This window comes from Pseudomonas svalbardensis (assembly GCF_030053115.1).
In the GTDB taxonomy this organism is placed as follows: Bacteria; Pseudomonadota; Gammaproteobacteria; order Pseudomonadales; family Pseudomonadaceae; genus Aquipseudomonas; species Aquipseudomonas svalbardensis.
The window spans coordinates 4,017,101-4,040,034 of record NZ_CP125619.1 but is presented as its reverse complement, the minus strand read 5'-3'; the positions used below and the strand labels follow the sequence as shown (position 1 = coordinate 4,040,034).

The 22,934-nt window shown below is 59.6% G+C and carries 26 protein-coding genes; 13 read left to right on the top strand and 13 right to left on the bottom strand.

Translation table 11 applies throughout. From position 1 onward, the window contains the following. Window positions 1-24: 24 nt before the first annotated feature. The gene (trxB, locus tag QFX16_RS18655) at window positions 25-984 is read right to left on the bottom strand and encodes a thioredoxin-disulfide reductase (RefSeq protein ID WP_283180857.1); all 960 of its coding nucleotides are present in this window, start codon (window positions 982-984) and stop codon (window positions 25-27) included. Window positions 985-1,290: 306 nt separating this feature from the next. Here trxB and QFX16_RS18650 point away from each other — a divergent pair, with 306 nt between their 5' ends. The 6 genes from QFX16_RS18650 to cysG all read left to right on the top strand — a co-directional run bounded on the left by QFX16_RS18650 (window position 1,291) and on the right by cysG (window position 8,949). Next, a complete protein-coding gene (locus QFX16_RS18650) occupies window positions 1,291-3,693 on the top strand; it encodes a DNA translocase FtsK (RefSeq protein ID WP_283180856.1) in 2,403 nt (800 codons plus the stop codon). 64 nt (window positions 3,694-3,757) lie between these two features. After that, entirely contained in the window at window positions 3,758-4,381 is a 624-nt protein-coding gene (lolA, locus tag QFX16_RS18645) for an outer membrane lipoprotein periplasmic chaperone LolA (RefSeq protein WP_150656273.1), read from the top strand. Window positions 4,382-4,561: 180 nt separating this feature from the next. Beyond that, window positions 4,562-5,884, top strand: coding sequence for a replication-associated recombination protein A (locus tag QFX16_RS18640; protein ID WP_282377712.1), 1,323 nt, complete (start codon window positions 4,562-4,564; stop codon window positions 5,882-5,884). Next, on the top strand, window positions 5,884-6,258 hold the full coding sequence (gene crcB / locus QFX16_RS18635) for a fluoride efflux transporter CrcB (RefSeq protein ID WP_008154847.1): 375 nt from the start codon (window positions 5,884-5,886) through the stop codon (window positions 6,256-6,258). The genes QFX16_RS18640 and crcB overlap by 1 nt, the downstream gene beginning before the upstream one ends. A 15-nt stretch (window positions 6,259-6,273) precedes the next feature. Beyond that, on the top strand, window positions 6,274-7,554 hold the full coding sequence (gene serS, locus QFX16_RS18630) for a serine--tRNA ligase (protein WP_283180855.1): 1,281 nt from the start codon (window positions 6,274-6,276) through the stop codon (window positions 7,552-7,554). Then, the gene (gene cysG / locus QFX16_RS18625; protein WP_283180854.1) at window positions 7,555-8,949 is read left to right on the top strand and encodes a siroheme synthase CysG; all 1,395 of its coding nucleotides are present in this window, start codon (window positions 7,555-7,557) and stop codon (window positions 8,947-8,949) included. Between the two features lie 115 nt (window positions 8,950-9,064). Here the strand turns inward: cysG and QFX16_RS18620 are convergent, their stop codons facing one another. The 9 genes from QFX16_RS18620 to QFX16_RS18580 all read right to left on the bottom strand — a co-directional run bounded on the left by QFX16_RS18620 (window position 9,065) and on the right by QFX16_RS18580 (window position 13,940). Next, window positions 9,065-10,066, bottom strand: a complete 1,002-nt coding sequence (locus tag QFX16_RS18620) for a glutathione S-transferase family protein (RefSeq protein WP_283180853.1) — start codon at window positions 10,064-10,066, stop codon at window positions 9,065-9,067. 90 nt (window positions 10,067-10,156) lie between these two features. Further along, window positions 10,157-11,158, bottom strand: coding sequence for a glycosyl transferase family protein (locus QFX16_RS18615; RefSeq protein ID WP_283180852.1), 1,002 nt, complete (start codon window positions 11,156-11,158; stop codon window positions 10,157-10,159). Beyond that, on the bottom strand, window positions 11,155-11,490 hold the full coding sequence (locus QFX16_RS18610) for a TusE/DsrC/DsvC family sulfur relay protein (protein WP_046049415.1): 336 nt from the start codon (window positions 11,488-11,490) through the stop codon (window positions 11,155-11,157). The genes QFX16_RS18615 and QFX16_RS18610 overlap by 4 nt, the downstream gene beginning before the upstream one ends. Further along, a complete protein-coding gene (gene tusB / locus QFX16_RS18605; protein WP_283180851.1) occupies window positions 11,487-11,780 on the bottom strand; it encodes a sulfurtransferase complex subunit TusB in 294 nt (97 codons plus the stop codon). The genes QFX16_RS18610 and tusB overlap by 4 nt, the downstream gene beginning before the upstream one ends. Continuing rightward, a complete protein-coding gene (tusC, locus tag QFX16_RS18600; RefSeq protein WP_283180850.1) occupies window positions 11,780-12,142 on the bottom strand; it encodes a sulfurtransferase complex subunit TusC in 363 nt (120 codons plus the stop codon). Before tusC ends, tusB begins: the two co-directional genes overlap by 1 nt. Window position 12,143: 1 nt before the next feature. Then, complete coding sequence (gene tusD / locus QFX16_RS18595) at window positions 12,144-12,536, bottom strand: sulfurtransferase complex subunit TusD (RefSeq protein ID WP_283184601.1); 393 nt, start codon at window positions 12,534-12,536, stop codon at window positions 12,144-12,146. Window positions 12,537-12,601: 65 nt separating this feature from the next. Continuing rightward, complete coding sequence (locus QFX16_RS18590) at window positions 12,602-13,306, bottom strand: YoaK family protein (protein ID WP_283180849.1); 705 nt, start codon at window positions 13,304-13,306, stop codon at window positions 12,602-12,604. Between the two features lie 35 nt (window positions 13,307-13,341). Then, complete coding sequence (locus tag QFX16_RS18585) at window positions 13,342-13,671, bottom strand: DUF6388 family protein (RefSeq protein ID WP_283180848.1); 330 nt, start codon at window positions 13,669-13,671, stop codon at window positions 13,342-13,344. A 20-nt stretch (window positions 13,672-13,691) separates the two neighbouring features. Beyond that, complete coding sequence (locus tag QFX16_RS18580; protein ID WP_008154823.1) at window positions 13,692-13,940, bottom strand: hypothetical protein; 249 nt, start codon at window positions 13,938-13,940, stop codon at window positions 13,692-13,694. 161 nt (window positions 13,941-14,101) lie between these two features. Here QFX16_RS18580 and QFX16_RS18575 point away from each other — a divergent pair, with 161 nt between their 5' ends. Beyond that, the gene (locus QFX16_RS18575; RefSeq protein WP_008154821.1) at window positions 14,102-14,452 is read left to right on the top strand and encodes a hypothetical protein; all 351 of its coding nucleotides are present in this window, start codon (window positions 14,102-14,104) and stop codon (window positions 14,450-14,452) included. Between the two features lie 119 nt (window positions 14,453-14,571). On the opposite strand, the gene QFX16_RS18570 is transcribed toward QFX16_RS18575, so the two are convergent. Beyond that, window positions 14,572-15,000 carry a GNAT family N-acetyltransferase gene (locus QFX16_RS18570; RefSeq protein ID WP_283180847.1) on the bottom strand — a complete coding sequence of 143 codons (429 nt, stop codon included), beginning with the start codon at window positions 14,998-15,000 and terminating at the stop codon, window positions 14,572-14,574. 145 nt (window positions 15,001-15,145) lie between these two features. Here QFX16_RS18570 and QFX16_RS18565 point away from each other — a divergent pair, with 145 nt between their 5' ends. Both QFX16_RS18565 and QFX16_RS18560 read left to right on the top strand, forming a co-directional pair. After that, window positions 15,146-15,583 carry a hemerythrin domain-containing protein gene (locus QFX16_RS18565; protein WP_283180846.1) on the top strand — a complete coding sequence of 146 codons (438 nt, stop codon included), beginning with the start codon at window positions 15,146-15,148 and terminating at the stop codon, window positions 15,581-15,583. 61 nt (window positions 15,584-15,644) lie between these two features. After that, a complete protein-coding gene (locus QFX16_RS18560) occupies window positions 15,645-16,238 on the top strand; it encodes an NUDIX domain-containing protein (RefSeq protein WP_283180845.1) in 594 nt (197 codons plus the stop codon). An 8-nt stretch (window positions 16,239-16,246) separates the two neighbouring features. On the opposite strand, the gene QFX16_RS18555 is transcribed toward QFX16_RS18560, so the two are convergent. After that, complete coding sequence (locus tag QFX16_RS18555; RefSeq protein ID WP_283180844.1) at window positions 16,247-16,762, bottom strand: methylated-DNA--[protein]-cysteine S-methyltransferase; 516 nt, start codon at window positions 16,760-16,762, stop codon at window positions 16,247-16,249. Window positions 16,763-16,913: 151 nt separating this feature from the next. Between QFX16_RS18555 and ggt the strand changes: the two genes are divergently transcribed. Both ggt and QFX16_RS18545 read left to right on the top strand, forming a co-directional pair. Further along, entirely contained in the window at window positions 16,914-18,641 is a 1,728-nt protein-coding gene (ggt, locus tag QFX16_RS18550; RefSeq protein WP_283180843.1) for a gamma-glutamyltransferase, read from the top strand. A 255-nt stretch (window positions 18,642-18,896) separates the two neighbouring features. Further along, window positions 18,897-19,430: a cysteine hydrolase family protein gene (locus QFX16_RS18545; protein WP_283180842.1), complete on the top strand. Its 534-nt coding sequence runs from the start codon at window positions 18,897-18,899 to the stop codon at window positions 19,428-19,430. Between the two features lie 30 nt (window positions 19,431-19,460). Here QFX16_RS18545 and QFX16_RS18540 read toward each other — a convergent pair whose 3' ends face one another. Then, complete coding sequence (locus QFX16_RS18540) at window positions 19,461-20,363, bottom strand: LysR family transcriptional regulator (RefSeq protein ID WP_283180841.1); 903 nt, start codon at window positions 20,361-20,363, stop codon at window positions 19,461-19,463. A 147-nt stretch (window positions 20,364-20,510) separates the two neighbouring features. On the opposite strand from QFX16_RS18540, the gene QFX16_RS18535 reads away from it, so the two are divergent. Together QFX16_RS18535 and QFX16_RS18530 are read left to right on the top strand one after the other, a co-directional pair. Further along, window positions 20,511-22,010 (top strand): purine-cytosine permease family protein, encoded by a 1,500-nt coding sequence (locus tag QFX16_RS18535; RefSeq protein WP_283180840.1) that lies wholly within the window; start codon window positions 20,511-20,513, stop codon window positions 22,008-22,010. Beyond that, window positions 22,007-22,852 carry a nitrilase-related carbon-nitrogen hydrolase gene (locus tag QFX16_RS18530; RefSeq protein ID WP_283180839.1) on the top strand — a complete coding sequence of 282 codons (846 nt, stop codon included), beginning with the start codon at window positions 22,007-22,009 and terminating at the stop codon, window positions 22,850-22,852. The genes QFX16_RS18535 and QFX16_RS18530 overlap by 4 nt, the downstream gene beginning before the upstream one ends. Window positions 22,853-22,934 lie beyond the last annotated feature (82 nt).

The following is a 22,934-nucleotide window of genomic DNA, read 5'->3' as shown; positions in this document are numbered from 1 at the left end:
ATGGGCCCGCCGTAAAGTGTGCCGTCAAACGACTGGAATGTCGTCGAGATACTTCTCGGCGTCCAGCGCGGCCATGCAGCCGGCCCCGGCAGACGTCACGGCCTGGCGGTAAACGTGATCGGCCACGTCACCGGCGGCAAACACGCCTGCGATTTCGGTGCTGGTAGCATCGCCTTCGCTGCCACCCTTGACCAGCAGATAGCCGTCACGCATTTTCAACTGGCCCTCGAACAGGTCGGTGTTGGGTTTGTGGCCAATAGCGATGAACACACCGGTCAGCGGCAATTCACTGGTTTCGCCAGTGTGGCTGTCCCGCAGGCGGGCGCCGGTCACACCGCTGGCATCACCCAGCACTTCATCCAGATTCTGGTTCCAGTGCAGGCGGATATTACCTTTGGCGGCTTTTTCGAAGAGCTTGTCCTGAAGAATCTTCTCCGATCGCAACTTGTCGCGCCGGTGAATCAGGTGAACTTCCTTGGCAATGTTTGACAGGTACAGCGCCTCTTCAACTGCCGTGTTGCCGCCGCCAACGACTGCGACCACCTGATTGCGGTAGAAGAAACCATCGCACGTCGCGCAGGCCGACACCCCTTTGCCAGCAAAAGTCTCTTCCGATGGAAGCCCCAGGTATTGCGCCGAGGCACCGGTGGCAATAATCAGCGCATCACAGGTGTAAGTGCCGCTGTCGCCGATGAGTTCGAACGGGCGCTGTTGCAACTTGGCAGTGTGGATGTGGTCGTAAACGATCTCTGTGTGAAAGCGCTCGGCGTGTTTTTGCATGCGTTCCATCAGTACCGGTCCGGTGAGGCCTTCGACATCACCGGGCCAGTTATCGACTTCGACGGTGGTGGTGAGCTGGCCACCTGCCTGTATGCCGGTAATGACAACGGGATTGAGGTTGGCGCGGGCGGCATAAACGGCTGCGCTGTAACCGGCAGGGCCGGAACCCAGAATGATCAGGCGGGAATGCTTCGCTTCGCTCATAAAAACACCTCATAAGCCTTTGTCACAAAAGAGAATGCATGCTCAAATTGAACCGCGCGTTATGTGCTGTTGGCTATGCTACACCTTGGGTTTCAAGCATGGCATCGGACGAACAAACCCGTACAATGCCTGCCTGTTACAGTGTTTGTAATAAAATAAGCGCCGCGCGCCGTGTTTATAAAAACCGGAGCGTAGTGTTAAAAGTAGTCCCGGTTGCGCCTGTTAACTTTTTTACCTGCCTGGATTGGGCAGTTTTTATAGTCATTCAACAGATGGACGCGCCATAGGCGCAGGAAAAGAAGCGTTTTGAAGAAATCCACCGCAGCACCAAAAACAGTCGTTCCGCTCTGGCGCCAGCAATTGCACTACCGACTCAAGGAAGGTGCATTGATCGCCATCGGCGGCTTGTGCCTGTTCCTGATGATGGCCTTGTTGACCTACGGCAAGGACGATCCGGGCTGGAGCCATAACAGCAAGATCGACGATGTGCAGAACTTCGGCGGACCGGTCGGCTCCTACAGCGCCGATATCCTGTTCATGGTGCTGGGTTACTTCGCCTACATCTTCCCGCTGTTGCTGGCGATCAAGGCTTTTCAAATCTTCCGTCAACGCCACGAGCAGTGGGAGTGGAGTGGCTGGCTGTTCTCCTGGCGCCTGATCGGCCTGGTGTTTCTGGTGCTGTCGGGCGCGGCCCTGGCCCATATTCACTTCCACGCCGCGACCGGTCTGCCGGCCGGCGCTGGCGGCGCTTTGGGCGAAAGCCTCGGTGATCTGGCCAGGAACGCCCTGAATATCCAGGGCAGTACGCTGTTGTTCATTGCATTGTTCCTGTTCGGCCTGACGGTGTTCACCGACCTGTCGTGGTTCAAAGTGATGGACCTCACCGGCAAGATCACCCTCGACCTGTTCGAATTGTTCCAGGGCGCGGCCAACCGCTGGTGGGCCGCCCGTACCGAACGCAAACAACTGGTCGCCCAATTGCGTGAAGTCGACGACCGCGTCCATGACGTGGTGGCGCCGACCGTCACCGACAAACGCGAGCAGGCCAAGGTCAAGGAGCGTCTGATCGAACGTGAGCAGGCCCTGAGCAAACACATGTCGGACCGCGAGAAGCAGGTGCCACCGGTGATTGCCCCAGCGCCGCCCAAACCATCGGCGCCCAGCAAGCGCGTGGAAAAAGAGAAACAGGCGCCGTTGTTCGTCGACAGCGCCGTCGAAGGCACCTTGCCGCCGATCTCGATTCTCGACCCGGCAGAGAAGAAACAACTCAATTATTCCCCAGAGTCGCTGGCAGCCGTCGGCCACTTGCTGGAAATCAAGCTCAAGGAATTCGGCGTCGAAGTCTCGGTGGATTCGATTCACCCGGGCCCGGTGATTACCCGTTACGAAATCCAGCCGGCGGCCGGCGTCAAGGTCAGCCGCATCTCCAATCTGGCGAAAGACCTGGCACGTTCCCTGGCCGTGACCAGCGTGCGTGTGGTGGAAGTGATTCCGGGCAAGACCACCGTCGGTATCGAGATTCCTAACGAAGACCGGCAGATCGTGCGTTTCTCCGAAGTGCTGTCGACCCCTGAGTACGACAACTTCAAGTCGCCGGTTACTTTGGCCCTGGGTCACGACATTGGTGGCAAGCCGGTCATCACCGACCTGGCGAAAATGCCTCACTTGCTGGTAGCCGGTACGACCGGTTCCGGTAAATCGGTGGGCGTGAACGCGATGATCCTGTCGATCCTGTTCAAGTCCGGCCCGGAAGACGCCAAGCTGATCATGATCGACCCGAAAATGCTTGAGCTGTCGATCTACGAAGGCATTCCGCACCTGTTGTGCCCGGTCGTGACCGACATGAAGGATGCCGCCAACGCCCTGCGCTGGAGCGTGGCGGAGATGGAGCGTCGCTACAAACTGATGGCGAAAATGGGCGTGCGTAACCTGTCGGGCTTCAATGCCAAGGTCAAGGAAGCCCAGGACGCCGGTACGCCGCTGACCGACCCGTTGTACAAGCGCGAAAGCATTCACGACGAAGCGCCGCTGCTGACCAAGCTGCCGACGATTGTCGTGGTGGTGGACGAATTTGCCGACATGATGATGATCGTCGGCAAGAAGGTGGAAGAACTGATCGCCCGTATCGCCCAGAAGGCGCGTGCTGCCGGTATCCACTTGATCCTTGCGACGCAGCGGCCGTCGGTTGATGTGATCACCGGTCTGATCAAGGCCAACATTCCGACCCGTATGGCGTTCCAGGTGTCGAGCAAGATCGACTCGCGAACCATCATCGATCAGGGCGGTGCCGAACAACTGCTGGGCCACGGTGACATGCTTTACATGCCGCCGGGCACCAGTCTGCCGATTCGTGTCCACGGTGCCTTTGTGTCCGATGACGAAGTTCACCGGGTGGTCGAAGCCTGGAAACTGCGCGGCGCACCGGAATACAACGACGAGATTCTCGCCGGTGTCGAAGAGCCGGGTAGTGGCTTTGAAGGCGGCAGTGGTGGCGACGAAGACAGTGAATCCGACGCGCTCTACGACGAAGCGGTGCAGTTCGTACTGGAAAGCCGTCGAGCGTCCATCTCTGCGGTTCAGCGCAAGCTGAAAATCGGCTACAACCGCGCCGCACGCATGATCGAAGCCATGGAAATGGCCGGGGTCGTGACGTCCATGAACACCAACGGTTCGCGTGAAGTCCTGGCTCCGGGCCCGGTACGCGACTGAATTGATTGAAACGCGGTGGCGTAATGACGCGCCATCGCACCCCACGAATGTTATGAGGACTCCCATGCGTCTTATCCGCATGCTGTTGCTGCCTGTTTTGGCTTTGACCACACTCTCGGCCCACGCCGATGACAAGGACGTGGCGCGTCTGACCCAATTGCTGGAAAAATCCCAGACCCTGACCGCGCGTTTCTCCCAGCTGACCCTCGACGGCAGCGGCACCCAATTGCAGGAAACAGCGGGGGAAATGTCCTTGCAGCGTCCTGGCTTGTTTTACTGGCACACCAACGCGCCGGCCGAACAAACGATGGTCTCCGACGGCAAGAAGGTGACGTTGTGGGATCCGGACCTGGAGCAGGCCACCATCAAGAACCTCGATCAGCGCCTGACCCAGACCCCGGCGTTGCTGCTGTCCGGTGACGTGTCCAAGATCAGCCAGAGCTTCGACATCAGCGCCAAGGAAGCCGGTGGCGTGATCGACTTCACCTTGAAGCCGAAAACCAAGGACACCCTGTTCGACAGCCTGCGCCTGTCGTTCCGTAACGGCCTGGTCAATGACATGCAGATGATCGACAGCGTCGGTCAGCGCACCAACATCCTGTTCACCGGCGTGAAAGCCAACGAACCGATCCCGGCGTCCAGGTTCAAGTTCGACATCCCCAAGGGTGCCGATGTGATCCAGGAATAAAACGCCGTACCTGTGGGAGCGGGCTTGCTCGCGAATGAGGGCGTGTCAGTCGCCATCAATGTTGTCGGACACACCGCATTCGTCGGAACGCCGCCCGGAGCAAGCCCGCTCCCGCAGGAGCCGCGCTGTTCAATCCTTGACTGATCGGCATCAGGACCCAGTGAGGTTTCATAAGTAGTGATGGACCTGTTTCGCAGTGCCCCGATTGCTCAGCCCTTGGCCGCCCGTTTGCGGGCAGCCAATCTGGACGAGTATGTCGGTCAGGAACACCTGCTCGCTCGCGGCAAGCCTTTGCGCGAAGCCCTGGAGCAGGGTGCCCTGCACTCGATGATCTTCTGGGGGCCGCCGGGCGTGGGAAAAACCACCCTGGCGCGGCTGCTGGCGGAAGTCTCGGACGCGCACTTCGAAACGGTCTCTGCGGTACTGGCCGGCGTGAAGGAAATCCGCCAGGCGGTGGAAATCGCCAAGCAGCAGGCCGGGCAGTACGGCAAGCGGACCATCCTGTTTGTCGATGAAGTGCACCGTTTCAACAAGTCCCAGCAGGATGCGTTCCTGCCGTACGTTGAAGACGGCACGCTGATTTTCATCGGCGCGACCACTGAAAACCCCTCGTTTGAACTCAACAACGCGTTGCTCTCACGGGCCCGCGTCTACGTGCTCAAAAGCCTCGACGAAGCGGCCCTGCGTAAGCTGGTGCATCGAGCCCTCACCGAAGAGCGTGGTTTGGGAGCGCGGCAACTGACCCTCAGCGATGAAGGCTTCCAGATGCTGCTGTCGGCTGCCGATGGCGATGGCCGGCGTCTGCTGAACTTGCTGGAAAACGCCTCGGACCTGGCTGAAGACAACAGCGAGATCGGCGTCGACCTGCTGCAAAGTCTGCTCGGTGATACCCGTCGGCGTTTCGACAAGGGCGGCGAAGCGTTCTACGACCAGATCTCTGCGCTGCATAAGTCGGTGCGCGGCTCTAATCCCGACGGCGCGCTGTACTGGTTTGCGCGGATGATCGACGGCGGTTGCGATCCGCTGTACCTGGCCCGGCGCGTGGTGCGCATGGCCAGCGAAGACATTGGCAACGCCGACCCGCGCGCCTTGAGCCTGTGCCTGGCGGCGTGGGAAGTGCAGGAACGCCTCGGCAGCCCCGAAGGCGAGTTGGCAGTGGCCCAGGCCATTACCTATCTGGCTTGCGCGCCGAAAAGCAACGCGGTGTACATGGGTTTCAAAGCCGCGATGCGCAGCGCCACCGAACACGGTTCGCTGGAAGTGCCGCTGCACCTGCGCAACGCGCCGACCAAATTGATGAAGCAACTGGGTTATGGAGACGAATACCGTTACGCGCACGATGAACCGGACGCTTACGCCGCTGGCGAAGACTACTTCCCGGAAGAACTCGAGCCACAACCGTTCTATCAGCCGGTGCCGCGTGGCCTGGAGCTGAAGATCGGCGAGAAGCTCAATCACCTCGCGCAACTTGACCGTCTCAGCCCCCGGCAGCGGAGAAAATAGTGATCCCTTTGATCGTTGCCGTTTCTGTGGGCGGTATCGCCGGAACGCTTTTACGCTTTGCCACCGGTAACTGGATCAACGCTAATTGGCCGCGGCACTTCTATACCGCGACGCTGGCCGTTAATATCGTCGGCTGTTTGCTGATCGGCGTTCTATACGGTCTGTTTTTAGTACGCCCGGAGGTGCCGATTGAGGTGCGCGCCGGGTTGATGGTCGGCTTCCTCGGGGGGCTGACGACTTTTTCATCTTTTTCACTGGATACGGTGCGTCTGCTGGAAACCGGGCAAATACCGCTGGCTTTTGTCTATGCTGCCATCAGCGTATTCGGCGGGCTGCTCGCTACCTGGGCTGGCCTGTCCTTGACCAAACTTTGATAACGAGAGACCGACATGCTCGATTCCAAACTGTTACGTAGCAACCTTCAGGACGTAGCGGACCGCCTGGCATCCCGTGGCTACACGCTGGATGTTGCGCGCATCGAAGCGCTGGAAGAACAGCGCAAGACCGTCCAGACCCGCACCGAAGCACTGCAGGCTGACCGTAATGCGCGCTCCAAATCCATCGGCCAGGCCAAGCAGCGCGGCGAAGACATCGCGCCGCTGATGGCCGACGTCGAGCGCATGGCGAACGAGTTGAGTGACGGTAAAGTCGAGCTGGACGGGATCCAGACCGATCTGGACTCGATCCTGCTCGGCATCCCGAACCTGCCGCACGAATCCGTGCCGATCGGTGATGACGAAGACGGCAACGTCGAAGTGCGCCGTTGGGGCACCCCGACCGCGTTCGATTTCCCGGTTCAGGATCACGTCGCCTTGGGCGAGAAATTCGGCTGGCTGGACTTCGAAACTGCCGCCAAGTTGTCCGGTGCCCGTTTCGCCCTGTTGCGTGGTCCGATTGCTCGTATGCACCGCGCCCTGGCGCAGTTCATGATCAACCTGCACACCAGCGAACACGGTTACGAAGAGGCCTACACGCCTTATCTGGTTCAAGCGCCGGCGCTGCAAGGTACGGGTCAACTGCCGAAGTTCGAAGAAGACCTGTTCAAGATCAGCCGCGAAGGCGAAGCCGATCTGTACCTGATCCCGACTGCTGAAGTGTCGCTCACCAACATCGTCGCGGGCGAAATCGTCGATTCGAAACTGCTGCCAATCAAGTTCGTTGCGCACACGCCGTGCTTCCGCAGCGAAGCCGGTGCGTCGGGTCGCGATACTCGCGGCATGATTCGTCAACACCAATTCGACAAGGTTGAAATGGTCCAGATCGTTGAGCCATCAACTTCGATGGACGCGCTCGAAGGCCTGACTGCCAACGCCGAGAAAGTCCTGCAATTGCTCGAGCTGCCGTATCGCACTATTGCACTGTGCACCGGCGACATGGGCTTCAGCGCGGTCAAGACCTACGACCTGGAAGTGTGGATCCCGAGCCAGGACAAGTACCGTGAGATTTCGTCGTGCTCCAACTGCGGCGACTTCCAGGCCCGTCGTATGCAAGCGCGTTTCCGCAACCCGGAAACCGGCAAGCCTGAACTGGTTCACACCCTGAACGGTTCCGGCCTTGCGGTCGGTCGTACCTTGGTCGCGGTGCTGGAAAACTATCAGCAGGCCGACGGTTCGATCCGAGTGCCGGACGTGCTGAAACCTTACATGGGTGGCCTTGAGGTCATCGGCTAAATGGACTATCTGCCGCTGTTCCATAACCTTCGCGGCAGTCGTGTCTTGGTCGTCGGCGGAGGGGAGATTGCCTTGCGCAAATCCCGCCTGCTGGCCGAAGCCGGTGCGCTGCTGCGGGTGGTCGCACCTGAAATCGAGCCGCAACTGCGTGAGCTGGTTGCCGGCAGCGGTGGCGAATGTCTGGTGCGTGGCTATGTCGAAGCGGACCTGGACGGTTGCGGGCTGATCATTGCCGCCACCGACGACGAACCGCTGAACGCGCAAGTCTCCGCCGATGCCCATCGGCGTTGCGTGCCGGTCAACGTGGTGGATGCGCCGGCCTTGTGCAGCGTGATCTTCCCGGCGATCGTCGACCGTTCCCCTTTGATCATTGCGGTATCGAGTGGCGGCGACGCGCCGGTGCTGGCGCGGTTGATCCGCGCCAAACTGGAGACCTGGATTCCTTCCACCTACGGTCAATTGGCCGGTCTGGCGGCGCGTTTCCGCAGCCAGGTCAAACGCCTGTTCCCGGATGTGCAGCAGCGTCGGGCGTTCTGGGAAGACGTGTTCCAGGGCCCGATTGCCGATCGACAACTGGCCGGGCAGGGCGCCGAAGCCGAGCGCTTGATGCTGGCGAAGATCAATGGTGAAGCACCTGTAGCCACCGGCGAAGTTTATCTGGTGGGCGCAGGGCCGGGTGATCCGGACTTGCTGACCTTCCGCGCGTTGCGTTTGATGCAGCAAGCTGATGTGGTGCTGTATGACCGCTTGGTGGCGCCCGCGATTCTGGATTTGTGCCGTCGCGATGCCGAACGGGTTTACGTCGGCAAGCGTCGCGCCGATCACGCCGTGCCCCAGGATCAGATCAACCAGCTATTGGTGGATTTGGCCAAGCAAGGCAAGCGGGTCGTGCGGTTGAAGGGCGGTGATCCGTTCATCTTCGGTCGTGGCGGTGAAGAGATCGAAGAACTGGCGGCCCATGGCATCCCGTTTCAGGTGGTGCCGGGTATCACGGCGGCCAGCGGTTGCGCGGCGTATGCCGGGATTCCGCTGACGCACCGCGATTACGCGCAGTCGGTGCGTTTTGTCACCGGGCACCTGAAGGACGGTTCCACCGATTTGCCGTGGGCCGACCTGGTTGCACCGGCACAAACCCTGGTGTTTTACATGGGGTTGGTGGGCTTGCCGATCATCTGCGAGCAATTGATCAAGCATGGTCGCGCAGCGGATACGCCGGCGGCGTTGATCCAGCAGGGCACCACCGTCAATCAGCGGGTGTTTACCGGAACCTTGGCGGACCTTCCACGGCTGGTGGCGGAGCATGAAGTGCATGCGCCGACGCTGGTGATCGTTGGGGAAGTGGTGCAATTGCGCGAGAAACTGGCGTGGTTCGAGGGCGCGCAGGCGCAGGTCTGAAGACCGAGTCGCCTCCTTCGCGAGCAGGCTCGCTCCCACAGGGGATTTGTGAACGACACAAATCAAATGTGGGAGCGAGCCTGCTCGCGAAGGGGCCTTGAGACCTGAATAAATCTTAAGCTCTGCGCCAAACCCCTTTCCCGCTCAACCGCTCGCGATCATGTGGTGCCGTGAAATCCTGCGCCGGCCCTTTAGGCACGATCCCGGTCGGATTGATGGTCTTGTGGCTGCCGTAGTAATGATTCTTGATGTGCTCGAAATCCACCGTCTCGGCAATCCCCGGCCACTGATAAATCTCCCGCAGCCAGTTCGACAGGTTCGGGTAATCGGCAATCCGACGCAGGTTGCACTTGAAGTGCCCGTGATACACGGCATCAAAGCGAATCAACGTTGTGAACAACCGAATATCAGCTTCAGTCAGGTATTCGCCGGTCAGGTAACGATTGGCGCCCAATAGCTGTTCCAGCCGATCAAGCTCCTCGAACAACCCGTCGAACGCCTCTTCATAAGCCTGCTGCGACGTGGCAAACCCTGCGCGATATACGCCATTGTTCACCGCCGGATAAATCCGTTCGTTCAGTGCATCGATCTCGCCCCGCAGCGGCGCCGGGTAGAAATCCAGGTCATTACCCGTCAAATCATCAAAGGCGCCATTGAACATGCGGATGATCTCCGCCGATTCATTGTTGACGATGCGATTTTGCTGTTTGTCCCAGAGCACCGGCACCGTGACGCGGCCGGTGTAGTCGGCGGTATCGGCGGTGTAGCGCTGGTGCATGAAATTGAAATGATCGAGCTTGTCGCCGGTCGATCCGAGGTTCTGGTCGAAGGTCCAGCCGTTTTCCAGCATCAACCAACTGACCACCGAGACGTCGATGAGGCTTTCGAGGCCTTTGAGTTTGCGCAGGATCAGCGTGCGATGCGCCCATGGACAGGCGAGGGACACGTAGAGGTGATAACGACCGGCCTCGGCCGCAAAGCCACCGACACCTGTCGGGCCGGGTTTGCCGTCAGCGGTCAGCCAGTTACGGCGTTGCGCTTGTTCACGCTGGAACGCGCCGTCCTTGCCGCTTTCGTACCACTGGTCATGCCAGCGACCTTCAACTAACAATCCCATGTTCAAGACTCCTCAATCAATAAGCGTTGGAGAGGAGTCTATTCGCATAGGTTCGATAAAAAAGCGCAAAGGGTGGGCGCTTATGATCGGTTAAATCGATCTGTCCCGAGCATCCCAGTACTGCTGGGCGGTTTCGAAGGCGTGTTCGCGGGTTTGGCCGAGGCCGCGCAAGGCCAGGGCCATGGTCGAGATCAGCGCCATTTGCGGGTAGCTGTCGACCACGTCGCCACACCACACGGCTTTCAAATGCTCGGGATCGAGGGTGGCCGGTTTGACGTGGCGTTGTGCCGACAACTGCGGCCATTCCTCGTCCCAGCTTTCGCCGCCAGTGGTGCCGTACAAGTGACTGTCGGCGTCCGGGTTGATCTCGATTTCGCCGCCGTCGCCTTTCACCACGATCGCGGTATCACCGATCAAACCGCTGGCATCGCGATGCACCGCCTGATAGCCGGGGTGGAAAATGCTTTGCAGGCCACAGCGAGCACCCAACGGATTGAGAATCCGCGTCAGGGAATGGATCGGCGAGCGCAGGCCAAGCGTATTGCGCAGGTCGATCATTCGTTGCAGCTGCGGTGCCCAATCCACCAGCGGCATGAAGGCCAGACCGCCGTTATCCAGTGCGTCGCCGACCTGCTGCCAGTCGCGGCACAACGGAATCTTCAACTCATCCAGCAATTGTTCGCTATAGAGCCGACCCGCCGTGTGCGCGCCGCCGCCATGCATGAAAATGCGCAGACCATTTTGCGCCAGGCATTTGGCCGCCAGCAGATACCACGGCAGATGACGCTTCTTGCCGGCGTAGGTTGGCCAGTCCAGATCCACATTCAACGTGGGTGCCTGTAAACGTTCGCGCAACGCTTCGGTAAAACCCGCCATCTCCTCGGCGCTTTCTTCCTTGTGCCGCAACAGCATCAGGAACGCGCCGAGCTGGGTGTCCTCGACCTTGTGGTCGAGCACCATGCCCATGGCTTCGCGAGCTTCCTCGCGGGTCAAGTCGCGGGCGCCGCGTTTGCCCTTGCCGAGAATGCGCACGAACTGGGCGAACGGGTGTTCGGCGGGTGTTTCGAGGGTCAGCGCTGGGTAGTCGGTCATAAGCAATTCGTCGGTTTGGGCAGGCCCGCCAGTTTCGCGGCGAGTTTGGCAGGGGTGCCTTTGAACAGTCGGTTCAGGTGCAGGCTATTGCCCTTGTCCGGGCCCAGCTTCAGCGCGGTGTACTTGATCAGCGGACGAGTGGCCGGCGACAACTGGAATTCGGCGTAGAAACTGCGCAGCAGTTCGAGGATTTCCCAGTGTTCGGGGCTCAACTCGATGTCTTCGGCGGCGGCCAGGGCGCTGGCCACGTCAGTGGACCAGTCGCTCAGTTCGACCAGGAAACCGTCCTTGTCCAACTCGATGGCGCGTGCGCCGACCGTCAGGGAGTTCATAGCCAACTGTTGACCTTGTCGTAGTGAATCGACAGCTCGACGAAGGCCGGGTAATCGATGGCCTTGGCCGTGTCAGGAATCTCCAGCGCGCGAGCCTGGGCGTCTTCGGCCAGTACGAACAGTTTCAGATTGCGGGCGTTCAGCGCATTGAACGGCGCGGTGCCTGGTTGCAACGCATAAACCGCGTCACCGGTCAGCAGCAACGCATCGTCAGCGCCAATCAAGCGCAGGCAACTGGTCAGGCGATCGTCGCCGAACGGGGAATGAGACAACACATGCAAAGTCGACATCAGAGGGTGATCACCTGGTCGTAACGGTCAATAAGTGCAGTGATTTCGTGGGCTGCCAGCACCTGAGCTTCTTCCAGCGACAAACCAGCCGGGTCCAGACCCCGTTCTGCAGCACTGTCGCCACAGACGAAAAGGTCTTCGACACCGAACATCGGCAAGGCTTGCAGGTTGGCGCTCAGGTCCTTCTGCTGGAGGGCCTTGGCGTCCTGTTTCGCGGCGAGCTGGAACACCCCGTCATCGAGAAACAGCAGGCCGATCGGCAGATCAAAGGCACCGCCGGCCAGCACGATGTCCAGCGCTTCGCGCGCACTCGGCCCGGACCAAGGCGCCTGACGGCTGATTATCAGCAAGGATTTAGCCATCTCACGCGCCTCCGAAACAGATCAGTCGGTCAGCGTCCTGCACCGCGTCATGCAACTGGCCGAGTCCGGACAATTCCCACGGCGCGCCTACAGCAACGGCTTCACGCTGATAGCGTCCGGCTTCTTCTTCGTTCAACACACCACGGCGCAGGGCCGCGGCGATGCACACGACACCGTCCAGTTGATGCTCGGAGACGAAGTTGCGCCATTGCTTGGGCAAATCCAGCTCATCCTGCGGCGTGACCACGCTTGCGGAGGCGTTGTAGACGCCGTCCTGATAGAAAAACAACCGGACAATCTCATGCCCGCCGGCCAGCGCGGCCTGAGCGAACAGCAAGGCGCGGCGCGAGGAGGGCGCATGGGCGGCGGAAAACAGCGCGATGGCGAACTTCATGACGGACTCGATCAGCAAAACTGCGGCCATGATAATGCTTTATCGCCGGGGCGGCGAAGGGCGTTTCAGCGCGGCATATACCCCAACTGCCAACGCCGCGGAATTTTCAGCGACAGCAGCCCGATGGCGCCGGCCAGCAGACCGCTGACAAACAGGGCCCTGAGCCCCAGGTGATGTTCCAGCACGGCACCGATGACCGCGCCAGCAAACATTCCGGTCCAGGGAATCAGTTGCACGCGCCAACCGTTGCGCCGTTCGCCGAGCATCCAGCGTCCCAGCCCACGGCCGAAGCGCGACAGGGCGCCGGTGACGTAGGTCAGGCCGACCGGCAGTCCGTTCACTTCTTCCACGGCGGCATTGAGCATGCCCATGGCGATGATCGCCGCCAGTAGCGCTGGTAATTGTTCGTCGTAGGGCCAGGCAGCGGCGCCGCAGAGCAGCGTGGCGATGCACAGCAGCAAGGGCAGCGCGCGGCGCCCGCCCAGGCGACTGACGACAATACCCAAGGCGTTGCCGACGATGAAGGTGCCCACGAGGATCACCAGGCGCAAGGTCAGGCCCAGGTCGCCGTCGCTGATGGCGACGGCGAGGCGGGTGGTGTTGCCGCTCATGAACGAGACGAAATCACCGCTGGCCATGAAGCCGATGGCGTCGGTCATGCCCGCGAGCACCGACAGGCTGGCCACCAGCGACATGCCAATGCGTCCGCGCCATTTGCGGGTATGCAGATGGCCTGGACTGGCGCGATCAGTTGAGAGGGATGGCAACATCAGCGGAGGTCGTCCTCAGGCAGTGATCGAAATGGTCACTTACTTAATCCATATAACTCGCAATACTCCAGCCAGTCCATGCCGGCCATCTCGGCCACTTCCTTGTGCACTTCCAGGCGCTGTGCCTGATAGTCCTCGGGCGTCGTGGCGGTCAGTTGCAGCGTCAGCTCCCAGGCAAACAATCCCAGACGCTCGGCCTCGGCTTCGAAGGCTTCATGCAAGCGGTCCTCGCGGTACTGCGCCGTGGTCTCGCCCTTGGCCTGAGCCAACAGCGGGTTGAGGTTGTCGAGTTCGACGCGCAGTTCAGGGCGCTCATCGAGAAACTTCTTCAGCGCTTGCTCGTGTTGCTGTTCGGTTGCCGCCATGGTCGCTCCTTGAGGCTGGATTACGAAGACTGCTTCTTGCTGGCCTTGGCCGCTGCTGCCAGGCACTCGAGGGCAAACTGCTCGGGATACGTCATTTGAATCGGCGTGGTTTCACCTTTGACGGTTCTTTCGCCGTCGAGGATGTAACGAATCCGCTTGTCGGTGACGCCAATTCGCTTGGCAATCCAGGACGGCGTCTGACCGATCTGGCTGATCAGCTTGTCGGCATATTCAGCGGTCGGTTTGTAATATTCGGCGTTGGGTGTCATGACCTTTCCAGAAAATAAGCCCGGAAAAACGGGCGATGCGGTGTTAATGGCGCGACAGGGTGCGCGAATCGTCACTCGGTGTCGCGGTATAAATGAAGTAAAGCAGAACGATACGCCGTGCCGCGGTGATACAGTCCGCTTTTTCTTGATGAGCGAACGCAATGCGAATTCTGATGGTGGCGCTGGCCGTAACGTTGCTGGCGGGATGCGCCGGCTCGGCGATGAACGATGCCCGCACTGGAACCCCGTACAAAACCCTGACGTCGGACAAGCCGGAAAAAGTCGTCGCCCAGTGTGTGCAGTTTTCCTGGCAGGATGAGGCGGTATTTGGTGTCGATGCTGGCGCGTATTTGCAGCCCGGCGAGAAGGGCGGCACTACCGTTTACACGCGCTCGGCGGAGTCCTTTGTGGACGTGAAGACTGACGCTTCCGCCACCGTGCTGAATTATTACGCGCAGCATGACGACTTTGTGGCCAAGCGCCGACTCGCGGCGTTGGCGACCTGCCTGTAAGCAATATTAAAAGATCGCAGCCTCGTTTCACTCGACAGCTCCTACATGGACCGCATGCTTCTGTAGGAGCTGTCGAGTGAAACGAGGCTGCGATCTTTTGGCGGTACCGGTACCAGCGATCAAACGTTTGTCAGGCGCTTCTGGAAAAAGAAGCGCTTGTGGCCAGGCGGGTAGTCGGCGATCTGGCCTAACTCGCTGTAGCCGAGCTTCCTGTAGAACCCCGGCGCCTGGAAGTCGAAGGTGTCGAGCCAGATTCCGATGCATTCCTTTTCCCGTGCCAGGTCTTCAGCCATCTGCATCAGCTTCGTGCCCATGCCCTGTCCCCGGGCCTGTTCAGGCACCGAAAGCAATTCGATGAATAACCACCGGTAAAACACCCGTCCATAGAGCCCGCCGAGAATCTCGTCGTTGTCATCGCGCACCAGCAAGGCAATCGGCTGCGAGTTCGCCTCCCCAGCCTGCGAAGCGTTATAGGCGCGCAAGGGCGCGAGGATCGCCTCACGGTCTTCATTCGTGGGGTTTTTCGACAACTCGATTCGCAGGGTCATGGCTATATCCTTATGGCGGTGAAGTGGCAGCCTATCTCGGTTGCAAGCCTTGTTCTATCCCCTGATAACAAGTGGAACCGTCGTCATCGCGCAGATGTCTAGCCTAAACAGCGTCATTCCAGAACGCGGCCTATGAGGACACTCCATGAATATTTTCGAAGCCTTGCGCGAAAGCCACGACCGCCAACGCACTTACGCCGATGCACTGATCCAGACCAGCGGCGACACCCCTGAGCGGGTCGAGGCTTACAAGCAGCTCAAGTCCGAACTTCAGGCCCACGAAACCGCTGAAGAGCGGCATTTCTATATCCCGCTGATGGAGTTCGATAATGGCGTCGACCTCAGCCGCCATGCGATTGCCGAACACCACGAGATGGACGAAATGATGGAAACGCTGGACGAGACCGAGATGTCCAGCCCGGCTTGGCTGGCCGCCGCGAAGAAGCTCGCCGAGAAGGTCAATCACCACATGGAAGAGGAAGAGCAGAAGTTCTTCCAAATGGCCGGCAAGCTACTCGACGACAAACAGAAAGAGACGCTGGCGGGGCAATATGTGAAGGAATACAAGGCCCAGCTTTCTTAGCGCCAGGCTTTCGTTTTCGCCTAACATGTGCGCCTTCCGACGAAAAAAGGGATGCGTTGTCATGTCGAACACAGCCGAGCGGGTCAACCTCATCGAGTCCCAGGTGTTGTCCCACGACTGGTACCTGCTCAAGAAAATCACCTTCGATTACCTGCGCAACAACGGCGAATGGCAGCGCCAGACCCGCGAGGTCTACGACCGTGGCAATGGCGCGGCGATTCTGCTGTTCAACCGTGAAAAGAAAACCGTCGTGCTGACCCGGCAATTCAGATTGCCGGTGTTCGTCAACGGCCACGATGGGTTGCTGATCGAAGTGGCGGCGGGGCTGCTCGAAGGTGCGGTGCCTGAAGAGCGCATCCGCGAAGAAGCGGAGGAAGAAACCGGTTATCGCGTGCACCACGTGCACAAGGTGTTCGAAGCCTACATGAGCCCCGGTTCGGTGACTGAAAAACTGCACTTCTTCATCGCTGAGTACGATGCCGCGTCTAAGGTCAGTGATGGCGGCGGACTGGAGGAGGAGACCGAGGAGCTGGAAGTGCTGGAGTGGAAGTTCGACGACGCGCTTGAGGCGTTTTATCGCGGGGAAATCTGCGATGCGAAGACCATCATGCTGTTGCAGTATGCGGCGATGAAAAACATCTTCGCCGACGCTTGAGCGTTAAATCAAAACAACTCCCCCGTCCTGCTGTTGCCCGACCACTCGCATCCTTCCAGCGTCAACAACCGTTCCTTCGCCTCAAGCCCACCGGCGAACCCCGTCAATTTCCCCGACGCACCAATCACCCGATGACACGGCGCAACAATCGATATCGGGTTTTTGCCGTTGGCCGCACCCACCGCGCGGACCGCATTGGGGTTGCCGATCTGCTCGGCAATCTGGGTGTAACTGCGGGTCTCGCCGAATGGAATGGTCAGCAGCGCCGCCCAGACCTTCTTCTGGAATATCGTCCCGGAAAAGTCCAGCTCCAGCTCGAAATGATCGCGCGTGCCGGCGAAGTATTCCTTCAACTGCTGAGCGGTGCGCAGCAGGATCGGGTTGTCCGCCGCTTCGCTCATCGGGCCGAGCCGTACGCGGTTTGGCTTGTCGTTTTCCCAGAGGATAGCCGCCAGTCTTGAGCCGTTCGCGACCAGCTTCAACTCGCCGACCGGGGAGGCCAGGGTGATGTAGGTGAACGTCATGCCGGGGGACTCCGTGGATGGGCTGAGCAGGAGGCCAAGCATACTGCCTCGACGGGGAGGCGCAATACGCAATCCCAGCCATACTTGCCTCTGCTCTTGAAGCCTTCCCTCTGTTTTTTTACAGAGCCTAAAAACAAAAAGAGACCGACTCATGAAGTTCGAACCTTTTGCCAAATCGCTGATTGCGACCTCATTGGCGCTCAGCTGCCTCAGTGCTTACGCGGCCTCTGTGGCGCCGGTTGCGGCCGAAAACGGCATGGTCGTTACCGCCCAGCATCTGGCCAGTCACGTGGGCGTCGATGTGCTCAAGAATGGCGGCAACGCCGTCGATGCCGCGGTAGCGGTCGGTTATGCGCTGGCGGTGGTTTATCCCGCGGCGGGCAACCTGGGCGGCGGCGGTTTCATGACCATTCAGTTGGCGGACGGGCGCAAGACCTTCCTCGACTTCCGCGAAAAAGCACCGCTGGCCGCCACCGCAGACATGTACCTCGACAAGGAGGGCAACGTCGTCCCAGACCTGAGCACCCGTGGCCATCTGGCGGTCGGCGTGCCGGGCACCGTGTCCGGGATGGAACTGGCGCTGTCGAAATACGGCACCAAACCCCGCAAGGAAGTCATCGCCCCGGCCATCAAGCTCGCCGAAGACGGTTTTGTGCTGGAGCAGGGCGATGTCGAATTGCTGGAGTACGCCACTGATGTGTTCAAGAAAGACATCAAGGATTCCGGTGCGATCTTTCTGAGCAACGGCGAGCCAATGCAGGTCGGTCAGCAACTGGTGCAGAAGGATCTGGCTAAAACCCTGCGGGAAATCTCCGAGAACGGCGCCGACGGCTTCTATAAAGGCTGGGTCGCCGATGCCATCGTCACCTCCAGTCAGGCCAACAAAGGCATCATCACTCAGGCCGACCTCGACAAATACAAGACCCGCGAACTGGCCCCGATCGAATGCGATTACCGCGGCTACCACGTGGTTTCAGCGCCACCGCCAAGCTCCGGCGGCGTGGTGATTTGCGAGATCATGAACATTCTCGAAGGCTATCCGATGAAAGACCTGGGCTATCACTCGGCCCAGAGCATGCACTACCAGATCGAAGCGATGCGTCACGCCTACGTGGACCGCAACAGCTACCTGGGCGACCCGGATTTCGTGAAGAACCCGATCGACCATCTGCTGGATAAAAACTACGCCACCAAAATCCGCACCGCCATCGATCCGCAAAAGGCCGGTGTGTCCCGCGAGCTCAAACCTGGCGTAGCGCCCCATGAAGGCAGCAACACCACCCATTACTCCATCGTCGATAAATGGGGCAACGCGGTCTCGGTGACCTACACCTTGAACGACTGGTTCGGCGCCGGCGTCATGGCCAGCAAAACCGGGGTCATCCTCAACGACGAAATGGATGACTTTACCTCGAAGATCGGCGTGCCGAACATGTACGGTCTGGTGCAAGGGGAGGCCAACGCCATCGCGCCCGGCAAGGCACCGCTGTCGTCCATGAGCCCGACCATCGTCACCAAGGACGGCAAAGTGGTGATGGTCGTCGGCACCCCCGGCGGCAGTCGCATCATCACCGCGACCTTGCTGACCATGCTCAACGTGATCGACTACGGGATGAACATCCAGGAAGCGGTCGATGCACCGCGTTTCCACCAGCAGTGGTTGCCGGAAGAGACCAACCTTGAGACCTTCACTACCAGTCCCGATACGGTGAAGATGCTCGAAAGTTGGGGGCACAAGTTTGCCGGACCACAGGACGCCAACCATGTGGCGGCGATTCTGGTAGGCGCACCGTCGCTTGAAGGCAAACCGGTCGGCAAAAACCGCTTCTATGGGGCGAACGATCCACGTCGTAACACTGGGTTGTCGCTCGGTTATTGAGGCAGATCCGAGGCCATCCAAATTCTTGAGGGTGGCCTCAGATTCCGTAGCAGCTGTCGAGCCTGCAAGGCTGCGTTCGACTGCGCAGCCGTCGTAAATCGGTTGACCGCGTTCATTCAGGTAGACCACATTTGCTGGATTACGACCGCTTCGCGCTCGAACGCAGCCTCGCAGGCTCGGCAGCTGCTACAAGTTAAAAGGGGAACGGATTCGAAATCCGTTGCCGATTCACCGACCCATCCAGGAAGGAAGCTCATGGCTACCGCACTGCTGATCATCGACGTCCAGCGCGCCCTGTGCACTGGCGAGTACGCCTGTTTTGAGATCAAGCGCGTTATCGAGAACATCAACGACCTCAGTGCCAAGGCTCGCGAAGCAGGCATCCCGGTCATCCTCATCCAGCACGAAGAAAAGGGCGACCTGCTGCAACACGGTTCCGAAGGCTGGCAACTGGCCGAAAACCTGAAGACTTCGCCGCAAGACCTTCGCGTGCGAAAAACCAATAGAGACTCGTTCTACCGGACCCACTTGCAAGCCCAATTGCAGGATTTGGGCACAGACCGCCTTATCATCTGCGGGCTGCAAACCGACTATTGCATCAACGCCACTGTCCGCCAGGCCCTGAACCTGGGCTATGACGTAGTGCTCGCCGCCGATGCGCATTCCACCGTCGACAACGGCAACCTCGCCGCCGAAGACATCATCGTTGAGCACAACGCAGACCTGGCGCACTTGACGGGGCCCGTGGCGCGGATCGACGTTATCCCGACCAGCGAAATCCATATCTGAAACTGGCGAGGGGCTTGCTCCCGTTGACGCTTACACGGCCCCGAAGATGTCGATCAATTCAGTCAAAAAAGCACTCACCAAATCCCGCTGACGCGCCGAATGCCTGACCGCCGCATGAAAGCCGACCTCATAGTGCAACAGCTCGGGATTCAGCGGATGCAACTGCCCCAACTGTTCATGCTTCGCCGCATAGTGCTGCGGCAGAAAGCCCAAATGCTGGCCTGACAGGATGAGCAGGGCAGCGCCATCCATGCTGTCCGTGAGTACCGTCAGGCGTTCAATCGAGGTGGGCGCCGGCATTTCCGGCAAAGGATGGCTGGGCCATACCCAATCGTAATCGCTGACGTCATCCCGGGTCAGCTCGCCCACTTGCTCGAACAGCGGATGAGTGGGGGCGCAGTAGGCGATCTGGGTTTCCTGGAACAACGCAAAGTAATCAATGTTGGGCAGGCGGTGCCAGAAATAGCCGATCGCCAGATCGATATGGCCGTTGATGATTTTCTCTTCCAGCAGCGATGACGACAGCTCTGTGAAATGGAAATACAGCCCTTCATGTCGGGACCGTAACCGCGCAATGGCCAGGGCGATTTTCTTGTTGGCAACCGGATCGATTTGACCGAGCAGGCCGATGTTGATGTTGCCCGACACCTTGCGATTGATGTGCTGGACTTCAACCCGGAACCCCTCGGCAGCCGCCAGTAACCGACGGGCCGCCTCGACAAACTGGCTGCCTTTGGGTGTCACCGAAAATCCACCGCGCCCGCGTTCGCAAAGACGAAACCCCACCCGCGCTTCCAGCGTTGCCAATTGCGCACTGATGGTGGGTTGCGTGGTATTGAGCGCCGTTTGCGCGGCCGAGATCCCGCCCGCCTCAACGACGGTCAGAAATACCCGGATCAAACGCAGATCCAGCTCCGATACAGTTCCCAGCATGCGTGCTCCCGATACTCACTTACATAGACGTGGATCTATGTGAACAGTGTGCCTGCGATATTTTACAGCCCTGACCAACGCTCTACATTGCAATGAAACCGGCGCCTTGCCCATAAAAACAACAATCACCAGCATAGGAACACTCATATGTCAGGGTCCCCTCAATCTGCGCACGCCATCGAGGCGAGCAGCGGGTTGGCCATCGAAGGCCACTCGATCGATTACATTCCGGAAAACGAACGTCACGCCAAGCTCAGCAGCCAGGGCCCTTTCTGGTTTCTAGGCAATTTCCACTTCTTCACCATCTCCATCGGGTTTGTCGGCCCAAGCCTTGGTTTGTCGGCGCTGTGGACGATGTTGGCCGGTGCGCTGGGCATCATGTTCGGCACCATTTTCATGGCGTTTCATGGCTCGCAAGGTCCGGAAATGGGCCTGCCGCAAATGATCCAGTCGCGTGCGCAGTTTGGTTATCGCGGGGTGATCCTGGCCTTGATGGCGACGATGTTTGTGTTCGTCGGTTTCAACGTGGTGAACATCTCGCTGATCATGAACGGCCTCGAACATGTGTTTGGCATCGACCCGACCATCGTCGCCATTGCGGTGGTGCTGATCGGCGCGCTGCTGTCGATCTACGGCCATGACCTGATGCACAAAGCCTTCAAGTGGGCGTTGCTCGCAACGTTGCCGCTGTATGCGCTGGTCACCATCGCCTTGATGTTCGGCGCAGGCCAGGAGGGCGTCACTCCGGCGACCGACCTGGGTTTCAGCTGGATTGCATTCGCCACACTGTTTGCCATTGGCGCGAGCTACAACATTTCCTATGCGCCTTATGTCTCTGACTATTCCCGCTACCTGCCGAAAAATACCAGTCGGCCAAAACTGATCGCCGCCGTATTTATCGGCGCTTCGTTGTCGGGCGGCTGGATGATCGGCCTCGGGGCCTGGCTTGCTCAGCAACTGAAAGCGGCGGATGCGCTGGTGGCGCTGAACCAGGTCGGTTCTTCGATGATTCCAGGCCTGGGCAATGTGTTGGTGATCGTTTCGGTGGCGGGCTTTCTGCCGATCATTGCGCTCAACACCTACAGCGCCATGCTGACGTTGCTGACGGGTGTGGATTCGATCAAAAAAATCACGCCGACACCTCGCGCCCGAGTGATGTCGATCTCCGCGATCAGCGTCATTTTGTTGATCTGTGTGCTGTCGATCAAAGGCGATGGGATCGCCCTGTTGAACACCTTCCTCGTACTGCTGCTGTACTTCCTCGTGCCGTGGACCGCGGTCAATCTGGTGGACTACTTCTTCGTGCGCAAAGGCCGCTACGCGATCCCGCATTTCTTCACGCCGAAGGGCATTTACGGCGCCTGGCAATTTCGCGGCATCGTCTCTTATCTGATTGGCTTCGCCGCCATGGTGCCCTTCTTCTACATCTTTGATGCGGCGGCCGGCAAAGAGGTGTTCGTCGGGCCGCTGGCGCGGATGCTGGAAGGCGTGGATATCGCCTGGCTGGTTGGCCTGGTGGTCTCGGGCCTGACGTATTACCTCCTCAGCCGTTCGATAGACCTTGAGTACGAACACCGGATTATCGACTCGATCACCGAGAGCGACATTGTTTCCATGGCTCATCAGTCTGTGGAGGAGGGGCGTTGAACAGCACCAAAAGTACCGTGGTCGCCTGCTGCCAACTGGCGCCAAAAATAGGCGACCTCGCTTACAACCGGAAGCTGACCGAACGGGCGATTCGCTCGGCGGCCTACCAGGGCGCCCAGGTGGTGGTGCTACCTGAGCTGGTCCAGAGCGGCTACTTGTTTGCCGACCGCAGCGAAGCCCTGTCCCTGGCGGAAACCGTCGAAGGGCCGACCTTGCTTCTGTGGACGGCGCTGGCCCGGGAATTGAACATCGTCGTGGTGGGTGGATTCTGCGAGCGGTTAGCCGGCGATAAACTGGCCAACAGCGCGGCGATGATCGATGCCCAAGGTCTGCGCGCCGTGTACCGCAAGGCGCACCTCTGGGATGGCGAGAACGAAATCTTCAGCGCCGGAAACGACGCGCCGCCGGTTGTAGAAACCGTTCATGGACGGATCGGCATGCTGATTTGCTACGACCTGGAATTCCCCGAGTGGGTGCGACTCCCGGCGCTGGCCGGTGCGGACCTGCTCTGCGCACCGGTGAATTGGCCCGATGGGCCACGGCCTCAAACCGAGCGTCCGGCCGAAGTTGTGCGAGTCCAGGCCAACGCCTCGGTCAACCGAATGTTCATCGCCGCCTGTGATCGGCATGGTCATGAACGTGGGGGCAGTTGGGTGCAGGGCTCGGTGATCGTCGATGCCGATGGCTACCCTGTGGCAGGGGGGGCGGAGCAGGGTGGCGAGCAGATTTTGTTGGCGACGCTGAATCTTGCTGAGGCGCGGAACAAGCGAATCAGTGCACGTAATGATTTGCATCTGGATCGGAGGTCGCAGTTGTATGGGTTGAGTAGTTTGGTTGAGTAATGCAGGCGGATGAAGCGGCGCATCCTCGAAGGTGGGCGAAGGGAACGCTGTTGCGTGCCCGGGTTCTGCCGACCACCTTGTA